The sequence below is a fragment of the Bacillus sp. RO2 genome (genome assembly GCF_012911845.1).
Classification (GTDB): domain Bacteria; phylum Bacillota; class Bacilli; order Bacillales; family Bacillaceae_I; genus Sutcliffiella_A.
Genome location: NZ_JAAXCU010000036.1, coordinates 24,767 through 49,872, shown reverse-complemented (window position 1 = coordinate 49,872; position 25,106 = coordinate 24,767). Strand labels below are relative to the sequence as shown.

At 40.4% G+C, this 25,106-nt stretch carries 17 protein-coding genes; all 17 read left to right on the top strand.

The features are described from left to right. Positions 1-72 precede the first annotated feature (72 nt). Positions 73-840 carry a 3-hydroxyacyl-CoA dehydrogenase gene (locus HF078_RS08860; protein ID WP_169290812.1) on the top strand — a complete coding sequence of 256 codons (768 nt, stop codon included), beginning with the start codon at positions 73-75 and terminating at the stop codon, positions 838-840. Between the two features lie 638 nt (positions 841-1,478). Continuing rightward, on the top strand, positions 1,479-2,138 hold the full coding sequence (locus HF078_RS08855) for a hypothetical protein (RefSeq protein ID WP_169290811.1): 660 nt from the start codon (positions 1,479-1,481) through the stop codon (positions 2,136-2,138). A gap of 5 nt (positions 2,139-2,143) precedes the next feature. After that, entirely contained in the window at positions 2,144-4,183 is a 2,040-nt protein-coding gene (locus HF078_RS08850) for a DUF6792 domain-containing protein (RefSeq protein WP_169290810.1), read from the top strand. 5 nt (positions 4,184-4,188) lie between these two features. Continuing rightward, complete coding sequence (locus HF078_RS08845; RefSeq protein WP_169290809.1) at positions 4,189-4,527, top strand: hypothetical protein; 339 nt, start codon at positions 4,189-4,191, stop codon at positions 4,525-4,527. Between the two features lie 192 nt (positions 4,528-4,719). Next, complete coding sequence (locus tag HF078_RS08840) at positions 4,720-5,013, top strand: WXG100 family type VII secretion target (protein ID WP_010192515.1); 294 nt, start codon at positions 4,720-4,722, stop codon at positions 5,011-5,013. Between the two features lie 110 nt (positions 5,014-5,123). Then, positions 5,124-5,363, top strand: a complete 240-nt coding sequence (gene yukD / locus HF078_RS08835) for an ESX secretion system protein YukD (protein ID WP_169290808.1) — start codon at positions 5,124-5,126, stop codon at positions 5,361-5,363. 14 nt (positions 5,364-5,377) lie between these two features. Further along, positions 5,378-6,565, top strand: coding sequence for a type VII secretion protein EssB (essB, locus tag HF078_RS08830; protein ID WP_169290807.1), 1,188 nt, complete (start codon positions 5,378-5,380; stop codon positions 6,563-6,565). Positions 6,566-6,591: 26 nt separating this feature from the next. Beyond that, complete coding sequence (essC, locus tag HF078_RS08825; RefSeq protein WP_169290806.1) at positions 6,592-11,013, top strand: type VII secretion protein EssC; 4,422 nt, start codon at positions 6,592-6,594, stop codon at positions 11,011-11,013. Beyond that, positions 11,010-13,871, top strand: a complete 2,862-nt coding sequence (gene esaA / locus HF078_RS08820) for a type VII secretion protein EsaA (protein ID WP_169290805.1) — start codon at positions 11,010-11,012, stop codon at positions 13,869-13,871. The genes essC and esaA overlap by 4 nt, the downstream gene beginning before the upstream one ends. Then, the gene (gene essA, locus HF078_RS08815) at positions 13,861-14,343 is read left to right on the top strand and encodes a type VII secretion protein EssA (RefSeq protein ID WP_169290804.1); all 483 of its coding nucleotides are present in this window, start codon (positions 13,861-13,863) and stop codon (positions 14,341-14,343) included. The genes esaA and essA overlap by 11 nt, the downstream gene beginning before the upstream one ends. A 259-nt stretch (positions 14,344-14,602) precedes the next feature. Then, positions 14,603-16,351, top strand: coding sequence for a sigma 54-interacting transcriptional regulator (locus tag HF078_RS08810; protein ID WP_169290803.1), 1,749 nt, complete (start codon positions 14,603-14,605; stop codon positions 16,349-16,351). A 281-nt stretch (positions 16,352-16,632) separates the two neighbouring features. Next, the gene (locus HF078_RS08805) at positions 16,633-18,156 is read left to right on the top strand and encodes a class I adenylate-forming enzyme family protein (protein WP_169290802.1); all 1,524 of its coding nucleotides are present in this window, start codon (positions 16,633-16,635) and stop codon (positions 18,154-18,156) included. Positions 18,157-18,168: 12 nt separating this feature from the next. Further along, the gene (locus HF078_RS08800) at positions 18,169-19,344 is read left to right on the top strand and encodes an acyl-CoA dehydrogenase family protein (RefSeq protein ID WP_169290801.1); all 1,176 of its coding nucleotides are present in this window, start codon (positions 18,169-18,171) and stop codon (positions 19,342-19,344) included. A gap of 18 nt (positions 19,345-19,362) precedes the next feature. Next, positions 19,363-20,511, top strand: coding sequence for a thiolase family protein (locus tag HF078_RS08795; RefSeq protein WP_169290800.1), 1,149 nt, complete (start codon positions 19,363-19,365; stop codon positions 20,509-20,511). A 165-nt stretch (positions 20,512-20,676) separates the two neighbouring features. Then, positions 20,677-22,251, top strand: coding sequence for a fatty acid--CoA ligase (locus tag HF078_RS08790; RefSeq protein ID WP_169290799.1), 1,575 nt, complete (start codon positions 20,677-20,679; stop codon positions 22,249-22,251). Next, positions 22,248-23,345, top strand: coding sequence for a CaiB/BaiF CoA transferase family protein (locus HF078_RS08785; RefSeq protein ID WP_169290798.1), 1,098 nt, complete (start codon positions 22,248-22,250; stop codon positions 23,343-23,345). The genes HF078_RS08790 and HF078_RS08785 overlap by 4 nt, the downstream gene beginning before the upstream one ends. 39 nt (positions 23,346-23,384) lie before the next feature. Further along, entirely contained in the window at positions 23,385-25,007 is a 1,623-nt protein-coding gene (locus HF078_RS08780; protein ID WP_169290797.1) for a long-chain fatty acid--CoA ligase, read from the top strand. The last annotated feature ends 99 nt before the right edge of the window (positions 25,008-25,106 follow it).

The window sequence follows — 25,106 nt, the reverse complement described above, 5'->3', positions numbered from 1 at the left end:
GAAAACACTACTAACTTTACTGGCATGCTTTTTGCATAAACTTTAGTAATACATTAAAGGAGGTAGTTTTCTATGAACATTCAAAACTGTGTAGCTCTTGTGACGGGGGGAGCTTCCGGACTTGGGGAGGCAACTGTCAGAAATATTGTTTCTAAAGGAGGAAAAGCAGTTGTTGCAGATTTATCAGAAGAAAGAGGTGAAAGGTTAAAGGCAGAGTTAGGTGATTCCTTCCTATTTGTAAAAACAGATGTTACAAAGGAAGAAGATGTTTGCAACGCCTTAGATAATGGCATTCAAACTTTTCGGTACATAAATACGGTGGTGAATTGTGCTGGAATTGGAGTGGCCCAAAAAGTATTGAACCGAAAAGGGCCTCATTCGCTTGATGACTTTTCGAAAGTTATCTCTATTAATCTGATAGGTTCATTCAATGTCATTCGTTTAGCAGCTGAACGAATGAAGGAGAACGAACCGAACGCAGAAGGGGAAAGAGGCGTCATTGTTAATACCGCTTCCGTCGCAGCATTCGACGGTCAAATCGGCCAGGCAGCCTATTCAGCTTCCAAGGGTGGAATAGTAGGAATGACCTTGCCGATTGCCAGGGAATTCGCGTCATTTGGAGTACGAGTTATGACCATAGCTCCAGGACTCTTTCACACCCCAATGTTTGATTCCTTACCAGCAGAAGCAAGAGATTCCCTTGGTAAGATGGTGCCATTTCCATCCCGACTGGGGTACCCTGAAGAATATGCCCAACTGGTTCAAAGTATCATAGAAAATCCAATGTTGAATGGTGATACTATACGGTTAGATGGAGCAATTAGAATGCAGCCGAAATAAAATATATTATAAGGAAGAGTTTCGAACGGATTTCATAATGGAGATCCGTTTTTTTTTTTTTTGTTTAACTGAACTTTTTGAAAAACTCCTTAGGTCTCAAGTCCTTAAATTGTTGAAGAAGGTGTTAAATGGTAACAGAGAAGTCTTCTCAAGACCAAAAACAGAGGTAAGGAAGGTCAAACGGTAACAGAGAGGACGTCTCAAGACCGGAAGCAGTGGAAGAGAAGTTCAAACGGTAAGAGAGAAGGTGTGTTAATACTTTGTGTCATCGTAAAAAGAAAAACAAAAATGATACAAAAGGCCTGATTAAATATTTTTTAACATATTTTATACAATTATTAATTAAGAAATCTACATTTATAAACAATTAATCATGCTAATGAACTATAAAATACGTACAACATTAATTCCTGGTTAGTACCTTACTAACAGACAGGATTCGACAATCGTTTCAGTCAAATTGACTACATTTAAATCACGTGGTAATTATTATATAGCTATAAAAAAGACCCAAAAAAACTTTTAATAATTTAATATAATTTTTAGATAAAAGGGATTATTTGTATAAGGTATAGGGAATAAGTCTTTAGAAAATACATATTATGCCACGTTGATGGCGTTGCCTAGGGGGAAGGGCTATGAAGAAATCAATGCTTCTAGGATTATTAGGTTCGGTACTTTTGTTAGGGGGATGTGGAATGAATTTAAATAGTGGTGGAAATCAGCATACTGATGATGATACTACACATGAATCAGTTGCATATAATGATGAGTTTACCAAGGATTTTTTAAAATCCACAGAAGAAGTAGAAGAAGGTTTTTATCTTTTTGAATCAATGACCAAAGGTTTCACATTATTATTTCCAAAAGATGCATATGTGGAAAAGGGAACATATGAAAGAAATGGTAACGGTTTTGAAGCAGTAGCATTTTTAGAGGAAAGTGTGGAAGCAAACACTTCAATGTATTATAGCTTTACTTATGAAAATAGTACCAGATCAAGTGATATAGAGTTGAACCTGCACCTTCTTTCCAATAATGCAAATTATGAAGGGGAATTTGAAAAGTTTACACACAATGAAAACACATTCTACTTTGCTGAAAAAGTTTCAGAGGGTAATGGAGAAAATACCTATTGGTATTATGCATATATAAATTCTAATAATCAAGATAAAGGAACAAGCTTTATTGGCCGAATTGCCTGTAAGGATTCTGTTAAGTCATGCAATCTAGATTCTAAAGAGCTAGAAGATAAGATGATGAGAGTCATCAAATCTATTGATTTTGTACAAGGGTGAGTTAAATGGATGAAAATGAGGTTTTAGAGTCTGAAATATTGAAGGCCAGAATAGCTCAATTGGAGTATGAAGACATCACTATAGAGAACATAAGAAGAATATACATTGAAGAGACTGGAATAGAGCCGCCAGGGGAAATAACTCTTTATCACTCGGATGATTTTCCTCAAGTGAATTCAGAATACGATTCCGGTTTTGATGGGACAGTAATTCATTTTTTGAATGTTGAAACAGGAATTAATCAATCTTATACGATTACTAGGGGAAGTGAGCCTGGTGAAAATGGTGGAGAGGGTATCCCTAGTGACTGGTTTTATAATTTATTCGGCATCTTCGCGGGCAAAGTTAAAAATCAATATCAAGATGCTCAAGCATTTGATTTCGAAGTAACTAGACATATTAATCAGGCTGTAGAAAATGAAATAAAAAGTCATACCCAACAATCTACTTATGACAGTTCAGAATTACCATTAAATAAATATGGAATAGGCCATTCTCTAGGTGGTAATCTTATCCAAACCTTGCAGCTGTTGGATCAACCGTTTAAAAATGTTTTTGCTATAAATGATGCCCCACCAAGTGTATATCAACTAGCACTCCTTGATAGCCAATTCAGGGATGAAGTTTTCGAAGAATTTAAGATTTCTAAATTTGATATAGAAGAAATTTATACGATAGGTCCTGAAAAACTCAAAGCTTTCACAGAAAAATATTATGAAGAACAAGGTCAAAGTATCCATCACCTAACCGTAAAAGAAGAATTTTTATTCTCATTAATCGGTTTCCGAGGTTTCTTAGACATAGGTTCAAGACAAGTTTTAGAAACTTACCCGCACACAGACGGTATCGCCAAATACATGAATAGAGTCTCAGACGAAAATCTATACAATATCCAACAATTCGTCGCCAAACACGCCCCAGCCTACGAAAAGTCAGGAATTGATGGCCTCAACAGAAGCATGTTCGGTATCGACCAAGAACTCTTCATTCTGATTGACGACATCAAACAAGATTGGAAGAAAATATTCGAACCTCCAAAGTGGAAGCGTGGAGCGGTACCGATGACGCTTGGAGTCATTGGATTTGGAAGCTTTACAGTGGATATGCCGTTTGCGTATCCAGTAAAAGAATTTCCAAGTGATTTCTTTTCTAGACAACAGGAATTTGTCTCAAGGGCTTTAGAGATTAGAGCTAAATTGCAAGATTTGACACAAGTTCTTCCTTCCTTACTAGCCTTGGTTGGAGAGATAAGTGAGGACCTGTTGAAGCTGATCCAAGTTCATGTTGAGGAAATGCTAGGTAGTATACAACGGATGATTGAGGCGATTGGTAGTGCTGCTTTAGATATAGGCAAAAACCTTGTTAAAGGCTCCTTTACCCATAACCTATCTCAACATGAGAATATTCTGACGATGATAGAGCTTTCGGAAACAATAAAGCTTGAAAGTGGCAATATACAAAACAGCTATCAAGCAATCATAGACGACACGAATGAGTTTGTTGGCGAGTTTGGGGATGCTGCCCACGCTCATGGCATGGAGCATGTAGTTAACTCATTAAATCAGGTAGAAGGACGACGCTACGAAGGATCTGATTTAATTCGTTATAAAAACGCTACAGATGGAAGGACCATTGAGGTCAACCTTTCTTCTGCAGTGAGGATCTATCAGCTCGGTCTGGATAAATGTATGGAAAAGGAAGAGGCACTCACTGCCTGGAGGAGACTTTATTACACAGAATACGTTGACGATCTGGAATATAGGAAACAGAGAGTGATGAATGCCATCCACCAGATGGAAGCCAATCCGAGGAATTACAGTCATCTACTCCCGGTATCAGGCAGTGAAGTGAAAGTTAACAAGATTAATGTACATGAGTATATCAGACCACTTGATCCTATGTTTCAGGATTCTTTTGAAGGTATGTATCATTATCTTCGAGAGGAAATTGAAAAAGCAAAGGCCATGATTACCAGGGTTAGAAAGTCAATTGAAGACCTATTTGAAGAAGATCAAAGTATATCGAAGTTGTTTGAATTACGGTAAAGGGGGTGGTAGGAATAGGACAGTATAAAACTTCTTACGTATTCGCACCATACGAAGATTTGCGATTTAAGCATCTTGTTTTCAATGCGGAGCTAGAAAAAGTACGAGTGATTAGTGATGAGTTGGCAAGAATCATTAATGCCGAACTTGACATGAGCAAAGGTAAAGTGATTGAGCAAGCACTATTGGAGTTTAATAAGAATCATAGATTGTTTACGATTATCACCAATGATCAGTCAAGGCTTATGACCACCCTTTCCAACAAATACCACGAACATGTGGATGAGATGAACAGGCAAGAGTTGACCATCTTCTACGAAGAGGTCAATGAAACAATTAGTTGATTTAGTCGAAATACCTAGAAAAATATCAATCTGTGAAAAAAATACTATTCTTAGAGGTTTTATTTTTTGGTAATAGGGGTATCGGTGGGTATATATTACTTATTTTACTGAAATTCCTATTTGTAAATTGACCTTTAAGTTGTGTGTTTTTTACAATAAAAGTAACCTATAAATGAAATGGAGAGATGTTAAATGTCAGGAATCATTCGCGTTACCCCTGCAGAGTTAGTTGGAATGTCCACTCGTTACAGAAGTGAAAGCAGCCAGGTTGGGGATCAAATCAACCGTTTGGACAACATGATTCGTGAGCTTGAAAGTGTATGGGAAGGTGAATCTAGCCGCGCATTCAGCGATCAATACCAATCCTTGAAGCCTTCTATCATTCAAATGCAACAATTACTTGAGGATATCTCCGTGCAGCTTAGCAATACAGCTAGAGCTCTTGAAGATGCTGATACTCAAATTGCAAGCCAGATCCGCGGGTAATCTGTTCTAACACAAATAGCTCCCCTTCTAAAATGGGGCAGCCAAAAAGAAAGAAGGAGCGCCATTCTTTAACAGTTGAATGCGTTCCTTCTTTTATGAGGTGAAAAACAATGTACATAGAAATAACCATCGACTTAAAAAACTACCAAAAGGAATCGTTTGACCTTCGTTTATCTAATTACCATACCGTAAAAAAAGTGGTCGATATCGTGTGGCAAGCCGTCTCTCCTTCATCACCTCCAAGGGAAGGGGAATGGGTAAGAGTAGTAAACAAACACTTGATACTATCAGGTTCAGACAAACTTGTAGACCATGGCATTACATCTGGTGACCGTTTGGAAATTTTATAAAGGAGCAATCTATTATGGCAGATCAAAGTCGAACATATCTGGAAGAAGAAATAGGTGCAACACTTTCTAAAGAAGGTGAAACGATCAAGCTGGTCTTTCAAAAAGAGAAAATTAAATTGGAAGATGCTGCTGAAATTCGGATGCTTCAAGAAATAAATACAGTCATACATAAGAAAATTAAAGAAACAGAAGACGAGTTAACACTGATCTATCATCCCCCTCCTTCCTTTTCGTCTTTCGCAAAAGTAAAAAAGAAGGATGAGAAAAGTAGATGGATTTTTGCCTCGCAATTAATTAAGAGTGTTAGAAATCACTCTCTTTCAAGACTACATCTTCTTATATGTCCCGAAAATATGGTGGTGGATGAAAGTTTAACGCCCTATTTTCTTCACTATGGCGTGATGGAAAGTCTACCACCTTATGAAAAAGAGTCAGAAAAGCTATGGCAGGAAACCAAAGCGGTCATTGCTGCTGCCATTGACGGGAAATACTCCTTCAAAGAATATCTCAAACTTTATCAAACATTGGAACTTTCACCTACAGCCAAATCTATCATGAACGCTAAGAATGAAGAAGAACTATTAACGTTTATCCGTAATGGAATAAAAGGGTTGGAAGAGAAGGAAAAACAATTTATTCAACTTCCTGAAAAGCGATGGAAGTTCACTAAATATGCCACCATCGGACTTACTGTTCTTTTGTTACCTGCGCTCGTATTAGTGATATATTCCTTTCTTTTCGTTCAACCGAAACAGGCGGCGTATGTACAGAGTTCTGAACACTTTTTACAAAGTGAATACAGTCAGGTAGTCGATACATTAAGTGGATATGAGGCACAAGAAATGCCAAGAGTAGTGCAATATAAGTTGGCAACATCCTATATTATCAATGAATCTTTAAATGAAGAGCAGAAAGATGCTCTTCAGAACCGGATAACCTTGCAATCCGATCCGCAGTACTATCAGTATTGGATACATATTGGCCGCGGGGAGGCACAAGAGGCACTAGATATCGCGAGATCATTAGAAGATTCGGAGATTATTCTATATGCTTTATTGAAATACAAAGAACAAATAAGAGCTCAGGACGATCTTACAGGTGAAGAAAAACAGAATCAACTTAAAGAAGTCCAAGATGAGATTGATGAGTATGCAGAGGCAATTGAAGCTTTAGAAGAAGAGAAAGATGAAGAGTCAAACTAACTGTAAGGTTGAAATGAGGTGAGTATATGAGTAATTTCTGGTTGTTCTATCAAGATAACTATCAGAAGCAATCTATAGAGACTGGGATTATTACTATAGGTTCTGAGGTTGAGGACCAATTTACTGTCCGTAATTTTCCATTTATTGATGGTCCATTACTTGTCGATATCCAACATGACAAATTCACAGTAAAACAAAAGGGTGGAATGATAGGAAGCGGTACATACACCCAACCGTTTGAATGGAAAGATAATGGAAAAGAGTTAAAGATGGTGCTTTCTCCCAGACCATCCTATTCGCAAGCCTATTATTTAGGTAGTAGAGACCAGGTAGTTTTTTCCCTCCATGATGGAGAAATGATTTCATTTACTAGAAACTTTTCAAGAAAATGGATTGTAAATATTTCTGATGAAAATTGTTTCTTGAATGGCCATAAGCTTTATAACGATACAATTCTAGAGGTAGGAGATCTTCTGCTATGTTCTTTTTTGGAGATAAGGGTGGTAGAAGAAGATTTATTGGAAGTTTCAAGCTTTAAAGAGTATGAGACAGACCTCTCAGACATAAAGCGACCACAATCAGAAATGCAAAAGAAGTATCCAAGCTACCGTAGAACACCTCGAATGGTCTATGAGCTTCCTGATGATAAGGTTTCGCTGCAGTTTCCTACACAGGAATCGGATGATAATAATAAGGGTCTGTGGCTGATTATCATGCCTCCCCTTATCATGCTTATTGTCATGGGAGTGGTTGCTCTTGTTGCACCTAGGGGCATATTCATCATCATTTCCATGGTTATGTTTATGACTACACTTATTACGTCTACAGTCCAATTTTTTAAAGAAAAAGCAAACCGCAGAAGAAGCGAAGAGCGCAGAAGAAGAGTATATACCCTTTACCTGGAAAATAAGCGAAGAGAGCTACAATCGTTAGCCGATAGGCAGACTAATGTGCTCACGTTTCATTTCCCATCTTTTGAACGAATGAAATATCTGACAGGACAAATTTCCGATCGAATATGGGAAAGGTCATTGGAAAGCCATGATTTCTTGCAATTCCGTTTAGGACGAGGCAAAGTACCATCCAGTTATGAAATATCCATCAATTCCGGTGATATGGCAAATAGGGAGATTGATGATTTACTAGAACAATCTCAGCATTTGGAGAAAGTATATCGGGAAATAGACCATGTTCCGGTGGTAGCGGATTTATCTAAAGGAGCGATCGGATTAATTGGAAAAGAGTCCGTCATGAAAAATGAAATCCATCAGATTATCGGTCAGTTATCCTTCTTTCACAGTTACCATGACCTGCGATTTGTATTTATTTTTAATGAAAAAGAATATGAACAATGGGAATGGGTGAAGTGGCTTCCGCATTTTCAGATACCGCAATCCTTTGCAAAAGGTCTAATCTATAATGATCAGACAAGAGATCAATTGCTTTCTTCCATTTATGAAATGCTCAGAGAAAGAGATTTATTGGACGACAAAGAGAAGGTAGCCTTTTCACCGCATATCGTTTTTATTATTACAGAACAGCAATTAATAGCAGATCATGTCATTCTTGAATATCTCGAGGGAGATCATAAAGACCTTGGTATTTCAGTCATTTTCGCTGCGGATTCAAAAGAAAGTCTGTCTGATAATATTGAAACCCTTGTGAGGTATATCAATACCCAAGAGGGGGACATTCTAATCCAAGACAAAAAAGCAGTTTCCATTCCTTTTAGATTGGATTCTCATAAAAGAGAAGGGAACGAAGTCTTCTCGAGAATGCTTAGAACCCTCGACCACCAGGTGGGTATGACAAACTCCATTCCAAACAGTATTTCTTTCTTAGAAATGATGAAAGTAAAAGAAGTGGGGATGCTGCCGATACAAGAAAACTGGCTTTCAAGGGAGTCCTCTAAATCTTTGGCAGTTCCAATCGGTCTAAAAGGTAAAGAAGACATTTCTGTACTAAACTTACATGAAAAAGCACATGGTCCACATGGCCTATTAGCAGGTACAACAGGATCTGGGAAAAGTGAATTCTTGCAGACTTATATTCTTTCACTTGCTATTCACTATCACCCGCATGAAGTAGCTTTCCTGCTCATTGACTACAAAGGTGGGGGAATGGCCCAGCCGTTTGAAAAAATGCCTCATTTACTAGGAGTCATCACTAATATAGAAGGAAGCAAAAACTTTAGTGCTAGGGCGCTTGCTTCCATAAAAAGTGAACTAAAAAGGCGTCAGCGGTTATTTGATCAATACAAAGTCAATCATATTAATGCTTACACAGACCTGTATAAGCAAAATAAAGCAGAAGAACCTTTGCCGCATTTATTCCTCATTTCTGATGAGTTTGCGGAATTAAAAGCGGAAGAACCGGAGTTCATCCGCGAATTGGTTAGTGCTGCACGTATAGGAAGAAGCTTAGGTGTACATCTTATCCTTGCGACTCAAAAACCAGGTGGAGTCATTGATGAACAAATCTGGAGTAACGCCCGCTTTAAAGTGGCGTTAAAAGTGCAAGATGCAGATGATAGCAGGGAGATTTTGAAAAATGGAGATGCCGCATCCATTACAGTTACCGGTAGGGGTTATCTTCAAGTAGGGAATAACGAAGTTTATGAACTATTCCAATCTGCTTGGAGTGGGGCACCTTATCAAGAGGATACTTCTGAATCAGAAGATGAGGTAGCTTTTGTTACAGACCTTGGGCTTGTCCCATTGTCTGATGTATCGACATCCAAAAAGAAAAAGAAAAGTGCACAAACGGAAATTGGAGCTGTGGTGGAAGAAATCCATTCCGTTCAGCAACATATGGGCATCAGACAACTTAACAGCCCATGGCTCCCTCCTTTAGAAGGAAGACTTTCACGCAAGAACTATATGGCAGAGGAGCAAGGTTTCATTCCGCTTGCATTGATGGATGAGCCTGAAAAACAATCGCAAACAGTTTATGAATATGAACTTATGGAGGATGGAAATATCGGAATATTTGGTTCATCCGGTTATGGTAAGTCCCATACGATTTTGATGCTATTGTTAAGTATGGCAGAAAAGTATACGCCAGAAGAGTTGCATTATTATATCTTTGATTTCGGTAATGGAACCTTGCTACCAATGCGTCAGCTTCCACATACGGCAGATTTCTTCTTGATGGATGAAGAAAGGAAAATCGAGAAGTTCATGCGTATCTTGAAGGATGAAATGGCTAGACGTAAAAACCTGTTCCAACAGCAAGAAGTGAGTTCCATAAAAATGTTCAATTCTCTGAGTGAAGAAAAATTACCTATCATTTTCATGACAATTGATAATTTTGATCTTATTAAAGAGGAAATGCAAGATCTTGAAATGCAAATCAACCAGTTTGTTCGTGATGGTCAGTCACTGGGAATCTATATGATATTTACGGCCACAAGGGTCAACTCTATCAGACAATCGTTAATGAACAACTTGAAAACAAAAATTGTTCACTATCTGATGGATAACAGTGAAGCCTTCACTATTCTAGGGAGGGTCCCTTATAATCCTGAACCAATTCCAGGTAGAGCGATTATAAAAAAAGATGAAGCGTTCTTCTCACAAGTCTTTTTACCTGGAGAAGGGAAAGATGATTTTGAATTACTAGATTCCATTCGAAGAGATGTCGAATCTATTAAAGAAAAGTATCGAGAATACAAGGAACCGCAAGCCGTTCCAATGCTTCCTTCCGATCTTAATGTCATTAATTTTGCAAAATATACAGAAGGCAAGCTTAGAAAAGGCCTGGTTCCTATCGGACTGGATGATGAGCATGTCCAACCTGTATTTATCAATTTTGAAAAATACAAGCATTGCATCGTGGTAGCACAAGCTCAAAAAGGCAAAACAAATGTGATGAAAGTAATATTGAATACGACACTGGATCAGGGTGCTGAATCTATTGGACTTTTTGATTCCTTTGACAGAAGCCTTTCCAGTTATTCGGAAGAAGACAATGTCACCTACTTAGAAACAAAAGGGCAGATAACCCAATGGGTGGAAGAAGTAGAGCAGAAGTTGTTTGCTAGAGAAAGTGATTACCTAAAAAAGGTTCAATTCGGTGACACATCCATGGATTATCCACCGATTTTCCTTGTTATAGACGGGTATGCAAGGTTTATTCAGACACTTGACCCGATGCTGCAAGACAAGTTTGCAAGGCTAATTAAAAACTTTAGCCACTTAGGATTTAACATCGTTGCCTCAGGCAGCAACAATGATCTGTCAAAAGGCTACGATACACTTACGATGGAAGTAAAGCAGATCCGCCAAGCACTAGTACTGATGAAAAAGTCAGAGCAGAATATTTTCACTCTGCCATATGAGCGAAACGAAGAAGAAATACATCCTGGGTATGGTTACTATGTAATCAACGGGAAAGAAATGAAAATTCAGATTCCGCTTTGCACAACGGAAAGGAAGGTATTTACATGACGGGAAAAACCACCTATCTCATAAAAATGGTGTTGGTTATTCTCCTAATCCTCGTGACACCTGCATTATTCTTTGGATCTGTCGGGGAAAACCCTATGGAAGTGAAAAGAACTGCTTCAAGAGTAATTGCAGTAGTAAATGAAGACACAGGAATGGAAAAGGATGATAAGGCCCTTGAGTTTGGAAAGGAGATTTCCTCCATTTTTGAGGAAGATTCTAAATATGAATGGACGGTAATCGGTCGGAGTGCGGCAGTCAATGGCCTGAAGGATTCCAAATATGATGCAGTTGTTTATATTCCTTCCAATTTCTCTACCAACATTATGACCTATGAAAGTAATCAGCCCGAAAAAGCGAACTTTGAATACACGGTTCAAGATCAATTGAATGTCATTGATCGCGAGAAGGTGCTTCGCGAAATAGAAAAAGCGACTAGTAAGGTCAATAGTAGAATTTCAACGCTTTATTGGACATATGTTTCACAGGACTTAGAAAACGTCCGAACTCATTTCGATACGATTTTGCAAAAGGAAATAGATTTCCAGAATGCCATGCTAGCATTCTACAAACCTACTTCCTTAAATCTTGCATCTGAAATTGAAAGACAGCGTTCGATGCTCGAAAGCCTCCAATCAACCGTTGCAACTGTCAGCCAAGACGCACCGGGAAGAGAAAACACAGTTCAACAGTTCGAAGACAACCTAACATCTTTTGTGCAGTTTGTTGAAGAATTTAGAGAATATCAAGATAACCAACAATTGATGTTACAAGAACTGCAGGATGAGAGTATGGGAAGTATTCAGCTCTTAGCAACGGCTCAACCATCCAGACATGCACAGGTACAAGATTATTTGTCTCAAGAAGGTACAGAGATCAATAACGGGCTTGAATCCGTTAATAGCAGCATGGAGAGTAACAATACCGCGCTTTCCGAGCTTTCTGAACTAAGAAAGTCAGAAGTTGACAGGCAAGCAGGTGATATGCAAGCATTTTTTGAACAACAAGAACAAATTGCTTTGTCACAAAAGAATGCGGACCTAAGTGAGTTGGAAGTAACGATAGAGAATCTTAAAGATGAACTTAAAAAGGAAGGCGAAAAAGAACCAGGAAAGCCAGAAAATCCTAACTCAGCTATAACCACTTCGACTAATAATGAAGTGAAGGATAATGAATCCGAAGTAGAGGTTCCAGAAAACAGAAGTTTTGAGAATGAAATCAAAGAATTAAATGCAATTGCTACTGATATGAACACGATCAAAACAAATATTGATAACCTGGGAGAAATAGTTCCAGAAGAAGTAATGACAGTTCTAAGCCCTTTAGAAAGTCTTTCTTCAAGAATATCTGCTGTTGAAGAAAGTCTTAAAGGATTAGAAGATGAAAATCCATTATTGAAGATAATTGAGCAGCTGGAAGTAGAAAAGCAAGCATTAGAAGAAGAAATAATTGGATATCTGGAACAGATTTCTGAACTAGAAGAAGTAATTGAGTCTTTAGAAGGGGATAAAGAATCCTTATCCAATAACCTTCAAACAGTTATTAATGAAATTGAAAAGCAAGAACAAGGAATCCTAGATCAGATTGAGAGTGAAGAAAGAAAGAAGCGATTAGATACTATATTTAAACAGGAAATCAAAAATAGTAACACCAAGGATCTATTGAATTATCATGCTTCTCTTGTTCAATACGAACAAACATTAAATCGGGATGTTTCTGAAGATGTGGAAGCATTACTTGAAGATATCCAAACCATTTTGAATGTGTCCGACCCGGAACAAGAAGAATGGAACAGTATTACAGCTGCCCTACCATCTACCATGGAACAGATGCAAGCCCTTCAGGACAATTTCAAAGTCTTCATGGAAGAATACAGAGCAAATGTTGAAGAGCAGCAAACAGCTATCATGAACGACATTTCTTCCCTTGAAGAGAGTGCAAACAATGTTATGGAGCAGGTTCAATTATTTGCTAGTAATGAGCCAACTCCAACGAATGGTAATGATGGCAATACAGTAGTTACAAGACAGCAGACTATTAGCCAGGAATTATTGACATTGAATGAGCTGGTCACTTCCGTAGGGGAAAGTCAGTCCAACATTGTCTCTTATACGACAGAGCTTCAAACAAATGTAGAAAATGTACAAAATGATGCAGACACACTGAATGCCAAGTGGGCAGAGAATGTAGATGCAACTAGAATGTATAGAGATGATATCTTTAATGTCCTAGGAAATGCTTATGTGGACGGACAGAAAAATGGGCCTGTTTATGAGCACCTTTCTAATCCGTTGCAAATAAGCGGAGATGCGGCGAGCGGCACAGAGGATAATAGAATTCCTCCAGTTGTAGTACTTGCAATTATTTTAATTAGCAGTCTATTAATCGGGTATTTCAGCCACTATTTCAACAGTGCACCAATGCTCGTGCAAGGTTCTATGTTTATTCTATTAAATATCATTGTTGGCTTGATCATCAGCCTATATGGTTTAAACATCTATCCATTAGCAGAAGATCGTGCGATACAATGGTCCATCTTTACCATCCTTTTGCTTACTGCTGCTTCTGCTGTGGTGCTTGCAGGGTTCAGCATGGGCAAATTAGTCGGATGGATTGCAAGTGTTGGTCTGATTATTTTCTTTATCAGCCCATTCCTTACACTGACCGCTCCAAATATTAATTATGAAGATCCAATGTCACGCGTGTACATGTCCATTCAATACGGCACTAGCTCACTCTTTATGACAGCGGTAATCACCTTAATCGTCATTCTCTTGTTGCTTCTTGTTTTACCGCAAATGGTGAAATTATTTAAGAGTAGTAACGATAAAAAGAATGAAGATGAAGCTTATGAAGGCTAAGGTTGCATTACTTTTAATATCAATATGTGTACTGACTGCTTTACTGCCGTTAAACGGGATAGTTACTATGGCTGAATCTGATATTGAATCTCTCGAGCCGAACAGTTATGAGAAAAAGGATTTCAAAGAAAATACCGATTTCCTGCGTGAAAATAATCTCAATGAACGCAGGGAATCTGTACCAGAAGAACAGAAGCTACTAACTTTCAAAAAACGGAAAAAAAAAGAGGAAGAGGACTTCGTCGGAACTTTATTTATGACAGGTGAAAAAAAATCTACCACCATCCAAGCTACCTCTCAAGAGTGGAAACTATTTACACAAGAAGACAACTCAAGGTACCAAACGGCCGTTGCCTCCGATAGCTCGTCCAAAACCAACAGCATAACCATTCTATTATACGGATTCCTAGCCATAGCCTTGATCCTAATGCTAGCAATCATCCTACCAAGAATGGCAAAAGGAAAAGCATAACACGACCCCCCTTCTCAACATGAGAGGGGGGTTGATTGTGTTAGTGTGACCAATCTGTATAATAGTAACCTAGCTGAACGTAGTGGAAGGCGCGCAGACTCCTATGGGAGGAAGGCTCCCGACCGCCCATGGAAAGCGAAGCGCCTGGAACGGAGTTCAGCGATAGTGGAAGTTTTATCTGTTAAAAAGATAAAATATTCAAAAAAATACAAAAATAAGCTACAATAGAGTTACATTGTGACAAGAAGGTGGAAAGTCTGTGATCTCCTTAAAAGAAATGATAACGCCAATTCCATATCAAATAAAAGAAAGCACAACACTCGCAGACGCATTAAACATAATGAATGAAGAAAAATATAGTATCTTGCCTGTTGTGGACAAAGATGAAAAATTAATCGGTGTCTTTACAAGAAGTAGACTTTTTCAAATGGTGAAACAGGAGAAGACGCTCACTACTCCGATCAAGGATTTCATCAAAAAAGATGTCTATTCATTAAAGGAGGATACTCCGTTTAAAGAATTGCAGGAAATTGTTCGAAATAGTTCAGTAGGAACTGGTGTCGTTGTTGATGCTGAAAATAGAGTCCTTGGTCTATTTACCAAAGCGGAAATGGTGATGGGCCTTCTGAATGTTACCAGAACATTAAATTTGAAGCAATCGCTACAGACTGCAATGGATCATGCTTATGATGGAATATTATTGGCAGACGATACACAAACGATTCAAATGGTCAGCCCTTCACTTTTGGAATTGTTCAACATGGAGTATAAGGATGTATTACATAAAAAAACAGATAAGGTATTTCCACACTTTCAACTATCAAAAATTTTTGAAACCGAAGAAGCGGAAGTTAGCGATTTCCATGAAATCAATGGAATCAAGTATATTATCCATCGCATTCCGGTTTTGCAAGAAGGACGTATGGTCGGTGCAATTGTGAAGATTATGTACAGGCAGCTGAATGAAGTCAATGAACTTTTTAAAAGACTTCAAAAGGCAGAAAACAAAGCAAGCTTCTATCATACAGAACTGAAAAAATCCGAGAGTGCAAGATTTACTTGGGATCATATCATAACCGAGAACCCTGTAATGGAAAAAATAAAAAAGAGTGCGGCAAAAGCAGCCAAAGGTCGTTCTACCATATTAATCAGAGGGGAGAGCGGGACAGGTAAGGAGCTATTTGCACATGCGGCTCATAACAGTTCCGCTAGGAAAGATGGAAAATTTGTTGTGGTGAACTGTGCAGCGATACCAGAAGATCTGTTAGAATCCGAGTTTTTTGGATATGAAGATGGTGCGTTTACAGGGGCCAGATCTAAAGGGAAAATTGGAAAGTTCGACTTAGCAAATGGTGGCACCTTATTTTTAGATGAAATAGGGGACATGTCCTTGAATCTCCAGGCCAAGCTATTAAGGGTGCTTCAAGAGAGAGAATTCTATCGAGTAGGCGGTACGAAAAGGATTCATGTAGATGTAAGAATAATCGCAGCTACCAATCGTAACTTGGAAGAAATGGTGAAGGAAGGGACGTTCCGCGAAGATCTTTATTACCGTTTGAATGTCATTTCTCTATTCATTCCACCTCTACGGGAAAGGATGAGGGATATACAAATTCTATCCGAAAAATTGATGAGTGACCTAAACGGGATTATTGGTACGAGCATTACTGGTTTCGAGCCACAGGCAAAACATATCTTGATGTCTTATCACTGGCCAGGAAATGTACGTGAACTTCGAAATGTGATGGAGAGGGCGATGACTTTTGCGGAGCATGGGAAGATTAAAGTAGAAGATCTCCCGGACTATATGCTCGGAAGTGCGCACATGTTAGTGGAAGAAGTTGCGGCTACGCATGAAGAGTCGATGGTTGAGAGTGCAGAGCGGCGTGCCATTGAATCAGCTTTGACAAAAACAAAAGGTAATAAAGCCAAAGCTGCGAAGATGTTAGGAATCAGCAGGTCAAGTCTTTATGATAAATTGAGGAAGTACCAGTTGATTGAGAATTAAATGGTGAAAAGGCGGATTCTTTAGGTATTCGCCTTTTATGGCAGTTTTGATGGGGAAGCCTCTATTTTTGTTAGTATAATTTTGTTCGGACACTTCCATCCTCCCTTCGGACAAATATCAATTGGAAAACAAAAGTGTTTGTACAGAAGTGTCCAGATATTGGACGCTTTTTTTCATATAGAAGCTAATGGAGAAGTAAGCAACCCCTTTTAAACAAACTACCAGTCATGGCATACTTCTTGCATAAATAAAGTTGTATAAAATAAAAGGGAGGAAAGTGTATGAACATTGGAATGTATTTATCTCAAAATGCCAGAAAAGTACCAGAGAAGCTTGCTATTGATTGTGAAGGGAGACAGTATAATTACGACCAGTTCAATAGGGAAGTAAATAAACTCTCTCACGGACTGTTAAAGCTGGGTATCTCCAAAGGCGACAAAGTGGCTTTCATGATGAAAAACTCGGATACCTTTGTTTTCTCTTATTTTGCAGGTGCAAAAATAGGTGCCGTTATCGTACCGATGAACTTCCGTTTAACCTCCTCTGAAATTCAATATATTTTAGGGCAGGCAGAAGCGAAAGTAGTAATCTGTGACGAAGAATTTGAAGGAACTATTGCAAAGGCAATCGCAGGCAGTGTTGTGGAAAATGTAATTGTGGTAGGAACGCCAACCATTGCTGAAAACCGGTCTTATAAGGAAGTACTTTCAACCAATGAAAAGGATCCAAAAGTGGAAGTGCTGGAAACGGATGATTTAGAAATTCTGTACACTTCTGGTACGACCGGACGTCCGAAAGGTGCTTTGTTTGACCACAGAAGAATCTTCAATGTAGGCCTTTCTATGATGATCAGTATGGGCATCAATCAGCAAGAGCGCTTTTTACATATTGCACCGTTGTTTCATTCTGCACAACTGAATTTATTCCTTGTATCGGGAACGGTACTTGGGGCGACACACTTCATTCATCGTGATTTTCATCCAGTTCATACACTCCAAGCGATACAGGAACATAAGATCACTCATTTCTTTGGAGTGCCGGCCATGTTCAATTTTCTTTTACAGGTACCTAATGCTGATAGCTATGACCTCTCCTCCATCAAGCGATGTGGTTATGGAGCGGCACCAATGGCTCCAGAGCTTGTAAAAAAGAGCATGAATTTATTTAAAAATCATCAATTCTTCAATCTATGCGGTTTAACGGAGGCTGGTCCAAACGGTATATTATTGGATCCTAACGGTCACAAAAAACACCTCGGGAAAAATGGGAAACCTTCATTTCTAACAGAAGCGAGAGTTGTCGATGAAACCGGTATGGACATTGAAGTTGGTGCAGTGGGAGAATTTGTCCTTAAAGGTGAATCCATCATGAAAGAATATTATAAAAAACCGGAAGAAACAAAAGCTGCGTTAAAAGATGGGTGGTTATATACAGGAGATTTGGCCACCGTTGACGAAGAAGGTTATATCACCTTAGTGGACCGCAAAAAAGACATGATTATCTCAGGAGGGGAAAACGTCTATTCTATTGAAGTAGAGGAAGTGTTGTACGAACACCCTCAAATTCTTGAGGCGGCTATTATCGGACTGCCGGATGAGGTATGGGGAGAAGCGGTATGTGCAGTCGTGGTTCCTCATAAGGATCAAGTGGTCAATAAAGAGGAATTAAAACAGTTCTGCCGTCAAAAGCTTGCAGGCTACAAGGTTCCACGTAGAATATTTGTGGAAGAGATGCTACCGAGAAATGCTTCTGGAAAAATACTGAAATATCAACTGAGACAGCAATTTAATCAAGTAAAAGCATAGGGGTGGAGTATTTTGAAATCGCTTTCAGCAAAAAGAGAACCAAGAAAACATCCATATTTAACAGAGGACCATCAACAATTCAGAAAGTCTTTGCGCAAGTTTTTAGAAAGAGAGGCAGTTCCTTTTTATGATGAATGGGAAAGTGATCGCATCATACCTCGTTCTTTCTGGACAAAGATGGGAGAACAGGGCTACCTTTGCCCTGATATCGATGAAAAATACGGTGGAAGTGAGACGGACTGGGGTTATTCCGTCGTCATTAACGAAGAACTAGAGCGTGTCGGAACTGGCCTAATTGGCGTTGCACTTCACAACGATATCGTGGTTCCTTATATTACAAGCTTTGGGACAGAGGAGCAGAAGCAGAGATGGTTGCCTTCCTGTGTGTCTGGAAGAACTATTACGGCTATTGCAATGACAGAACCTGGTACGGGATCGGATTTAGCAAATATCAAGACAACTGCAAGACTAGAAGGGGACCATTATATTGTTAATGGTGCTAAAACGTTCATCACAAATGGCATCCATGCCGATATAGTGATTGTGGCAGTGAAGACGGACACAGAAATTCGCCCTCAGCATAAAGGAGTTAGTCTGCTTGTAATCGAAAGGGGACATCCAGGCTTTTCTAGAGGACGGAAGCTTGACAAAGTAGGTTTACATTCTCAAGATACTTCAGAATTATTTTTTGAGGATTGTAAGGTTCCTAAGGAAAACCTCCTTGGTGAAGAAGGTCGCGGGTTCCTATACTTAATGGATAAATTGCAGCAAGAAAGGCTGTTGGTGGGCATTGGAGCCCAGGTCGCTTCTGAAGAAATGCTGCAATCCACGATTGACTATGTAAAAAGCAGGGAAGCGTTCGGCAGACCTGTCAGTCAATTTCAGAATACTCAGTTTAAAATAGCGGAAATGGCAACAGAAGTAGAGATGGGAAGAGCTTTTCTGGACCAGCTCATCGCCGATCATATTGCCGGGGAAGATGTGGTGACAAAGGTATCGATGGCGAAATGGAAGCTCACAGAGATTGCAAGGAACATTGCAACCCAGTGTATGCAGCTTCATGGCGGTTACGGATATATGGAAGAATACAAGATTGCAAGAAGATATCGTGACATTCCAGTTGCAAGTATTTATGCAGGGACCAATGACATTATGAAAACAATCATTGCCAAAAATTTAGGGTTGTAGGAAGGGAGATTTTTCACCATGAGAGAAGTCGTCATTGTAGAAGGAGTACGAACACCAGTCGGGAGAAGGAAGGGTTTATTGAAGGATTACAGGCCAGATGATTTGGCTGGGGAAGTATTAAAGGAACTTGTTAATCGTGCCGGGATTGAGGCAGCACTTGTAGAGGACGTCATCCTGGGGTGTGTGACTCAGTCTGGAGAACAGGCCGGGGACATAGCAAGGGTGGCCGCTTTAATTGCAGGTTTTCCAATAGAAGTGCCAGGTACAACACTTGACCGTCAATGTGGCTCCAGTCAACAGGCTGTCCACTTTGCGGCACAGGCTATTCTTTCGGGTGACATGGACGTCGTCATTGCAGGCGGAGTTGAGAATATGACAAGAGTGCCGATGGGATCCAACTATCAAAAGGCGCCATTCAGTGACAGACTGCAGGAAAAATATGAAATCATCAATCAAGGGCTATCCGCGGAAAGAATTGCGGAGAAATACGGATTTACCCGCGAGGAGTTAGATACCTTCTCATATGAAAGCCACCAAAAAGCATTAAAAGCGCAAGCAGAAGGTTATTTTGCAAAAGAGATTATGCCAATTGAAGTGACATTGGAGGATGGCTCGACATTTATGATGAAGGAAGATTCCGGTCCTCGTAAGGAAACATCCGTTGAGGCGCTTGGTGGATTAAAAACCGTGTTCAAAGAAGATGGCGTTATCCATGCAGGGAATGCAAGTCAGATCAGTGACGGAGCAGCTGCCCTTCTTTTGATGACGAAGGAAAAGGCATTGGAGCTTGGATTAAAGCCGCGATTTAAAGTGCATACAAGAGTGGTGGTCGGGTCTGATCCAACCTTGATGCTGACAGGGCCAATTCCGGCTACGGAAAAAGTACTGCAAAAATCAGGCCTGTCCATTGATGACATTGATGTGTTCGAAGTTAATGAAGCATTTGCTCCGGTACCGATGGCATGGTTAAAGGAAACCGGCGCAGATCCAGCAAAACTTAATCCGAACGGGGGAGCTATTGCATTAGGTCATCCTCTTGGAGCTAGCGGTGCAAGGATTATGATCAGCATGATGCATGAACTCGAACGCACTGGTGGAAGGTACGGATTACAGACAATGTGTGAGGGGCATGGGATGGCGAACGCAACCATCATTGAAAGGCTCTAAACGCCCAAAGCCCTTCAATAAAAAAAGAAACTAAATTGAAGGTCTCTAAAAATCCATAGCTGGTCCTGAAACAGTGAACCTGTCTAATAAAAGTATTAACCTTAGGCACCTTTGATGGTGATTACGAAATGACAAACCAACTCATGAAAAGTAGGAGGATGAAAGATGTCGATAACGATTGCAAAAATCTTTGATCTTACAGTACAAAAGTTTCCGGATAAAGAAGCGCTTTATGATGTGAAGAAAAATGTACGTTATACCTACGAAGAATGGAATATGGAAGTGAACAGATTAGCCAATGCACTTCTGGAAGAAGGAGTAAAAAAAGGGGACCGGGTCTCCACGCTCCTTTTTAACACAGAGGAACTGGCAACAACCATGCTTGCATGTGCGAAAATTGGAGCAGTCTTCAATCCTATCAATTTTCGCTTACAACCAGAAGAAGTGGCAATCATTCTAAACGACGCAAAGCCGAAAGTCGTAATGTATGAAAAAGCATTGGAGCCTGTAATTGCTTCTATTGCGGCCCGCTTTGAAGAAACAGGGTTCTGGGTTATAGATGGGGAAGAAACCAACTATTCCTCCGCTTATCACGAAAAATTAAAGTCTTCTTCCACTGATGAAGTTTTTATCAACGTCCTGGAAAACGACACATATGCCATCATGTACACGAGCGGAACAACAGGAAGACCAAAAGGAGTCGTTCATCGTCATAGGGACATGGCAGAACAGAGCTTAATTGTCATTTCCGCCACCAAGCTGGAAGCGGAGGATATTGGATTGGTGACCGCCCCAATGTTCCATTGCGCGGAACTGCACTGTGCTGTTATTCCAAGGATTCATGTAGGTGGGAAAAATGTCATCCTTCATCATTTCGAACCGAAAAAGGTGCTCCAGCTGATCCAGGAGGAAAAGGTGACAAAGTTTTTTGCCGCCCCAACCATGTGGAATATGCTGCTGCAAGAAAATTTCAATGAGTATGATTTGAGCAGCCTGAATCTTGGGTTATACGGGGCAGCTCCAATGGCACCGGCACTTGTCAGGGCGTGTCACGACTTATTGGGAATTTCCCTTGTCCAAGCATATGGCATGACCGAAATGGGACCAGCGATCACTTTCCTATCTGAAAAAGATCAGCTCAGGAAAGCTGGTTCCGCTGGACAGGCATGCTTGAATCATGAAATTCGAATTGTGCGCCCGAACGAAGATGGACCAAGTGACCCGGATGATAGGTTGCCAGCAGGAGAGGCAGGAGAAATCCTTGTAAAAGGCCCATGCATCATGAGTGCATATTTTAACAGGGAAGAAGCAACAGCAGCTGCCATGTTTAAAGGGTGGTATCATTCGGGCGACATTGGTTATTTGGATGAGGAAGGCTTTTTATATGTAAAAGACCGGGTCGATGACATGATTATCAGCGGCGGGGAGAACATTTATCCACGGGAAGTCGAGGATGTCCTTTATGAGCACCCTGCAGTTCTGGATGTAGCCATTGTCGGCCTGCCAGATGACCGTTGGGGAGAGACGGTGACTGCGTTTGTGGTGAAAAAGAATGATGCCGTGACAGAGGAAGAACTAGATGCTTTCTGTTTAAACAGTTCCGAGCTTGCTCGTTATAAACGCCCACGCAAATATATGTTTGTGGATGCTCTGCCTCGAAATGCGAGCGGGAAAATTCAAAAGTTTGTCTTGAGAAAGCAGATGGAAGAGATTGCGACAGGGGAAGCACCATCCCGATGATAGAAAAATTGCTGGAAGGCATTAGAATATTAGATTTTACCAACTATCTACCAGGGCCGTATGCCACGCAACGGCTAGCGAATCTCGGAGCAGAGGTCATTAAAGTGGAACCATTAGCAGGAGATCCCGCCCGTCACACTGGAATAAAGCATGAAGGAACTGGTGTGGTTTATCTCGCTAATAATCGTGGGAAAATGAGTGTGTCAGTCAATTTGAAAAAAGAGCATGACAGGGAAAGAATCTTGAGTTTGGTCGAAGGCTGCGATGTCATTATTGAAAGTTTCAGGCCTGGTGTTATGTCTCGGTTTGGACTAGACTATGAAACTGTTAAAATGCGAAAGCCCGACATCGTCTATTGTTCTATTACAGGTTACGGGAACAATGGTGATTGGAGCAAGTTTGGAAGCCATGATATTAACTATATGGCACTAAGCGGTTTGCTTGCTCAATTAAAGGATAGATCTGGACGTACCATTCACCCTTCCATTACCATAGCCGACTATTTTGGCAGTATGGCGGCTTGTGAAATGGTGCTAGCACTATTATTGAAAAAGGAGCGTTCAAGTCTAGGAGGCTACCACTCTATCAGTCTGACAGATGTTGCCACTTCCTTGATGGGGACCCACTTGTCCATTCATCAGGAGGTAGGAGAGGAGCAAGGCATCACGCTACTGAACGGGGAACTCATCAGCTATGGAATTTATGAAACGAAGAACGGGCGATATATGGCTCTCGGCGCACTAGAATATAAATTCTGGCAGAATTTCTGCGAAGCGGTAGACCGGGAGGAATGGCTTGGAGCACATTTTTCTTTCAGAAGAAACACCAATCCTATTGCACAAGGGATGGAAGAGTTGTTTGCTAGTCGCACTTTTGAAGAGTGGACAACGTTTAGCCAACAGGTCGATTGCTGCTTAACACCGGTGTTGGAAGTAGGGGAACTTTCAAGTTATCCATATTTTAAAGAGAAGAATAGTATTTTTCATGATGAAATAGGAAATGTAAAGGTTGCTATGCATAGTGGAAGTTACAAAGAGGTTAAGCCTGCACCATCTGTTGGGGAACATACTGTGAGATTGCTGGACAAGCTTTAATATAAGCTAAATTCATTTAATTGAAAGGGGTAATGTTAGATGATGAATGTACCAATGACCGTCAGTTCCATGCTGGAAAGAGCGGAAAGATTTTTCCCGAATAAAGAGGTTGTGTCAAGAACTCTATCTGGAGTGCAGCGTTTGTCCTACAGGAAAATTGGGGAACGGACGCGCCGATTATCCAGTGCGCTAGAAAAGCTTGGGGTGCAAAAAGGCGATAGAGTCGGAACTTTTGCTTGGAATCATCACCGCCATTTAGAAACCTACTTTGGAATTCCAGGAATGGGGGCAGTGCTTCATACGATTAATATTAGGCTGGCTCAAGAGCATGTATCTTATATTGTTAATCATGCAGACGATGTGGTGCTTTTTGTGGATGAAGATTTGCTTCCGTTAGTGGAACGGGTTAAGGATCAATTGGGAACAGTAAAAGCATTCATCATCATGACAGATAAAGAAGAACTCCCAGCAACTTCCTTACATCCTGTTTTCTCTTATGAAGATTTACTCGAAGAAGGGGACCCGAACTTCTCCTTTGTTAAAGATATCGATGAAAACGACGCGGCTGGAATTTGTTACACTTCCGCCACCACCGGTAATCCGAAAGGTGTCGTGTACTCCCATCGTTCATTGGTGCTTCATAGCTATGCACTTGGATTAGCGGATACGGCAGGGCTATCAGAATATGATACATGCATGCCTGTTGTGCCGATGTTCCATGCAAATGCGTGGGGATTACCGTTTGCCGCCACTTGGTTTGGAACGACACAAGTGCTTCCTGGACCACAGTTCACACCGCAACTTTTGGCAGAGTTGATTGAAAGCGAGAACATTACCTTGACTGCCGGGGTTCCGACCATTTGGCTTGGTTTGTTGAATGAATTGGAAAAGGGATCATATGACACCTCAAGCTTGCGGGCAATATTGTGTGGCGGATCCGCCGCACCTCGCGGGATGATCAAGGCCTTTGAAACAAAATACGGAATACCTTTCTTACATGCTTATGGCATGACAGAAACGACGCCACTTGCCACAGTTTCCAGGTTAAAAAGTCATCAAACAGATCTAGATGAAGAAAAAATGCTGGATATCCGCTCCATGCAAGGGTTGTTGGTACCAGGCCTTGAGATGAAAATTGTCGGTGCAGAAGGGGAAGTTGAATGGAACGGCGTGGAAATGGGAGAACTATGCCTCCGCGGTCCATGGATTGCAGACGAGTACTATAAAGACGAGCGTTCGGCAGATGCCTTTATCGATGGTTGGCTTCACACAGGTGATGTGGTTACAGTAGATGAAGAAGGAGTTGTCAAAATCGTCGACCGTACAAAAGACTTAATAAAAAGCGGTGGCGAATGGATCTCCTCTGTCGACCTGGAAAACGCCATCATGGCCCATGAGGCGGTATTCGAAGCAAGCGTCGTCGCCATTCCACATGACGAGTGGCAGGAAAGACCAGTCGCGTGCGTCGTTCTGAAAGATGCCTATGTTGGTAAAGTAAACAAGCAAGAGATCATTGATTTCATTTCCCCTCAGTTCGCCAAATGGTGGCTGCCAGATGAAGTAATTTTTATGGAAGAAATACCGAAGACATCGGTAGGGAAATTCCTAAAAAGGGCACTAAGGGACATTGTGGAGAAAGAGATGAAGAGTACGGTGGAATAGGAGTTTTCTAAGGGGAGAATGGGCCTTTCTTTTATTGGAAGGCCTGTTTTTTTGATGGAGAGAGGATGACAACAGTATTTTTCAAACGGGCAATTGTGA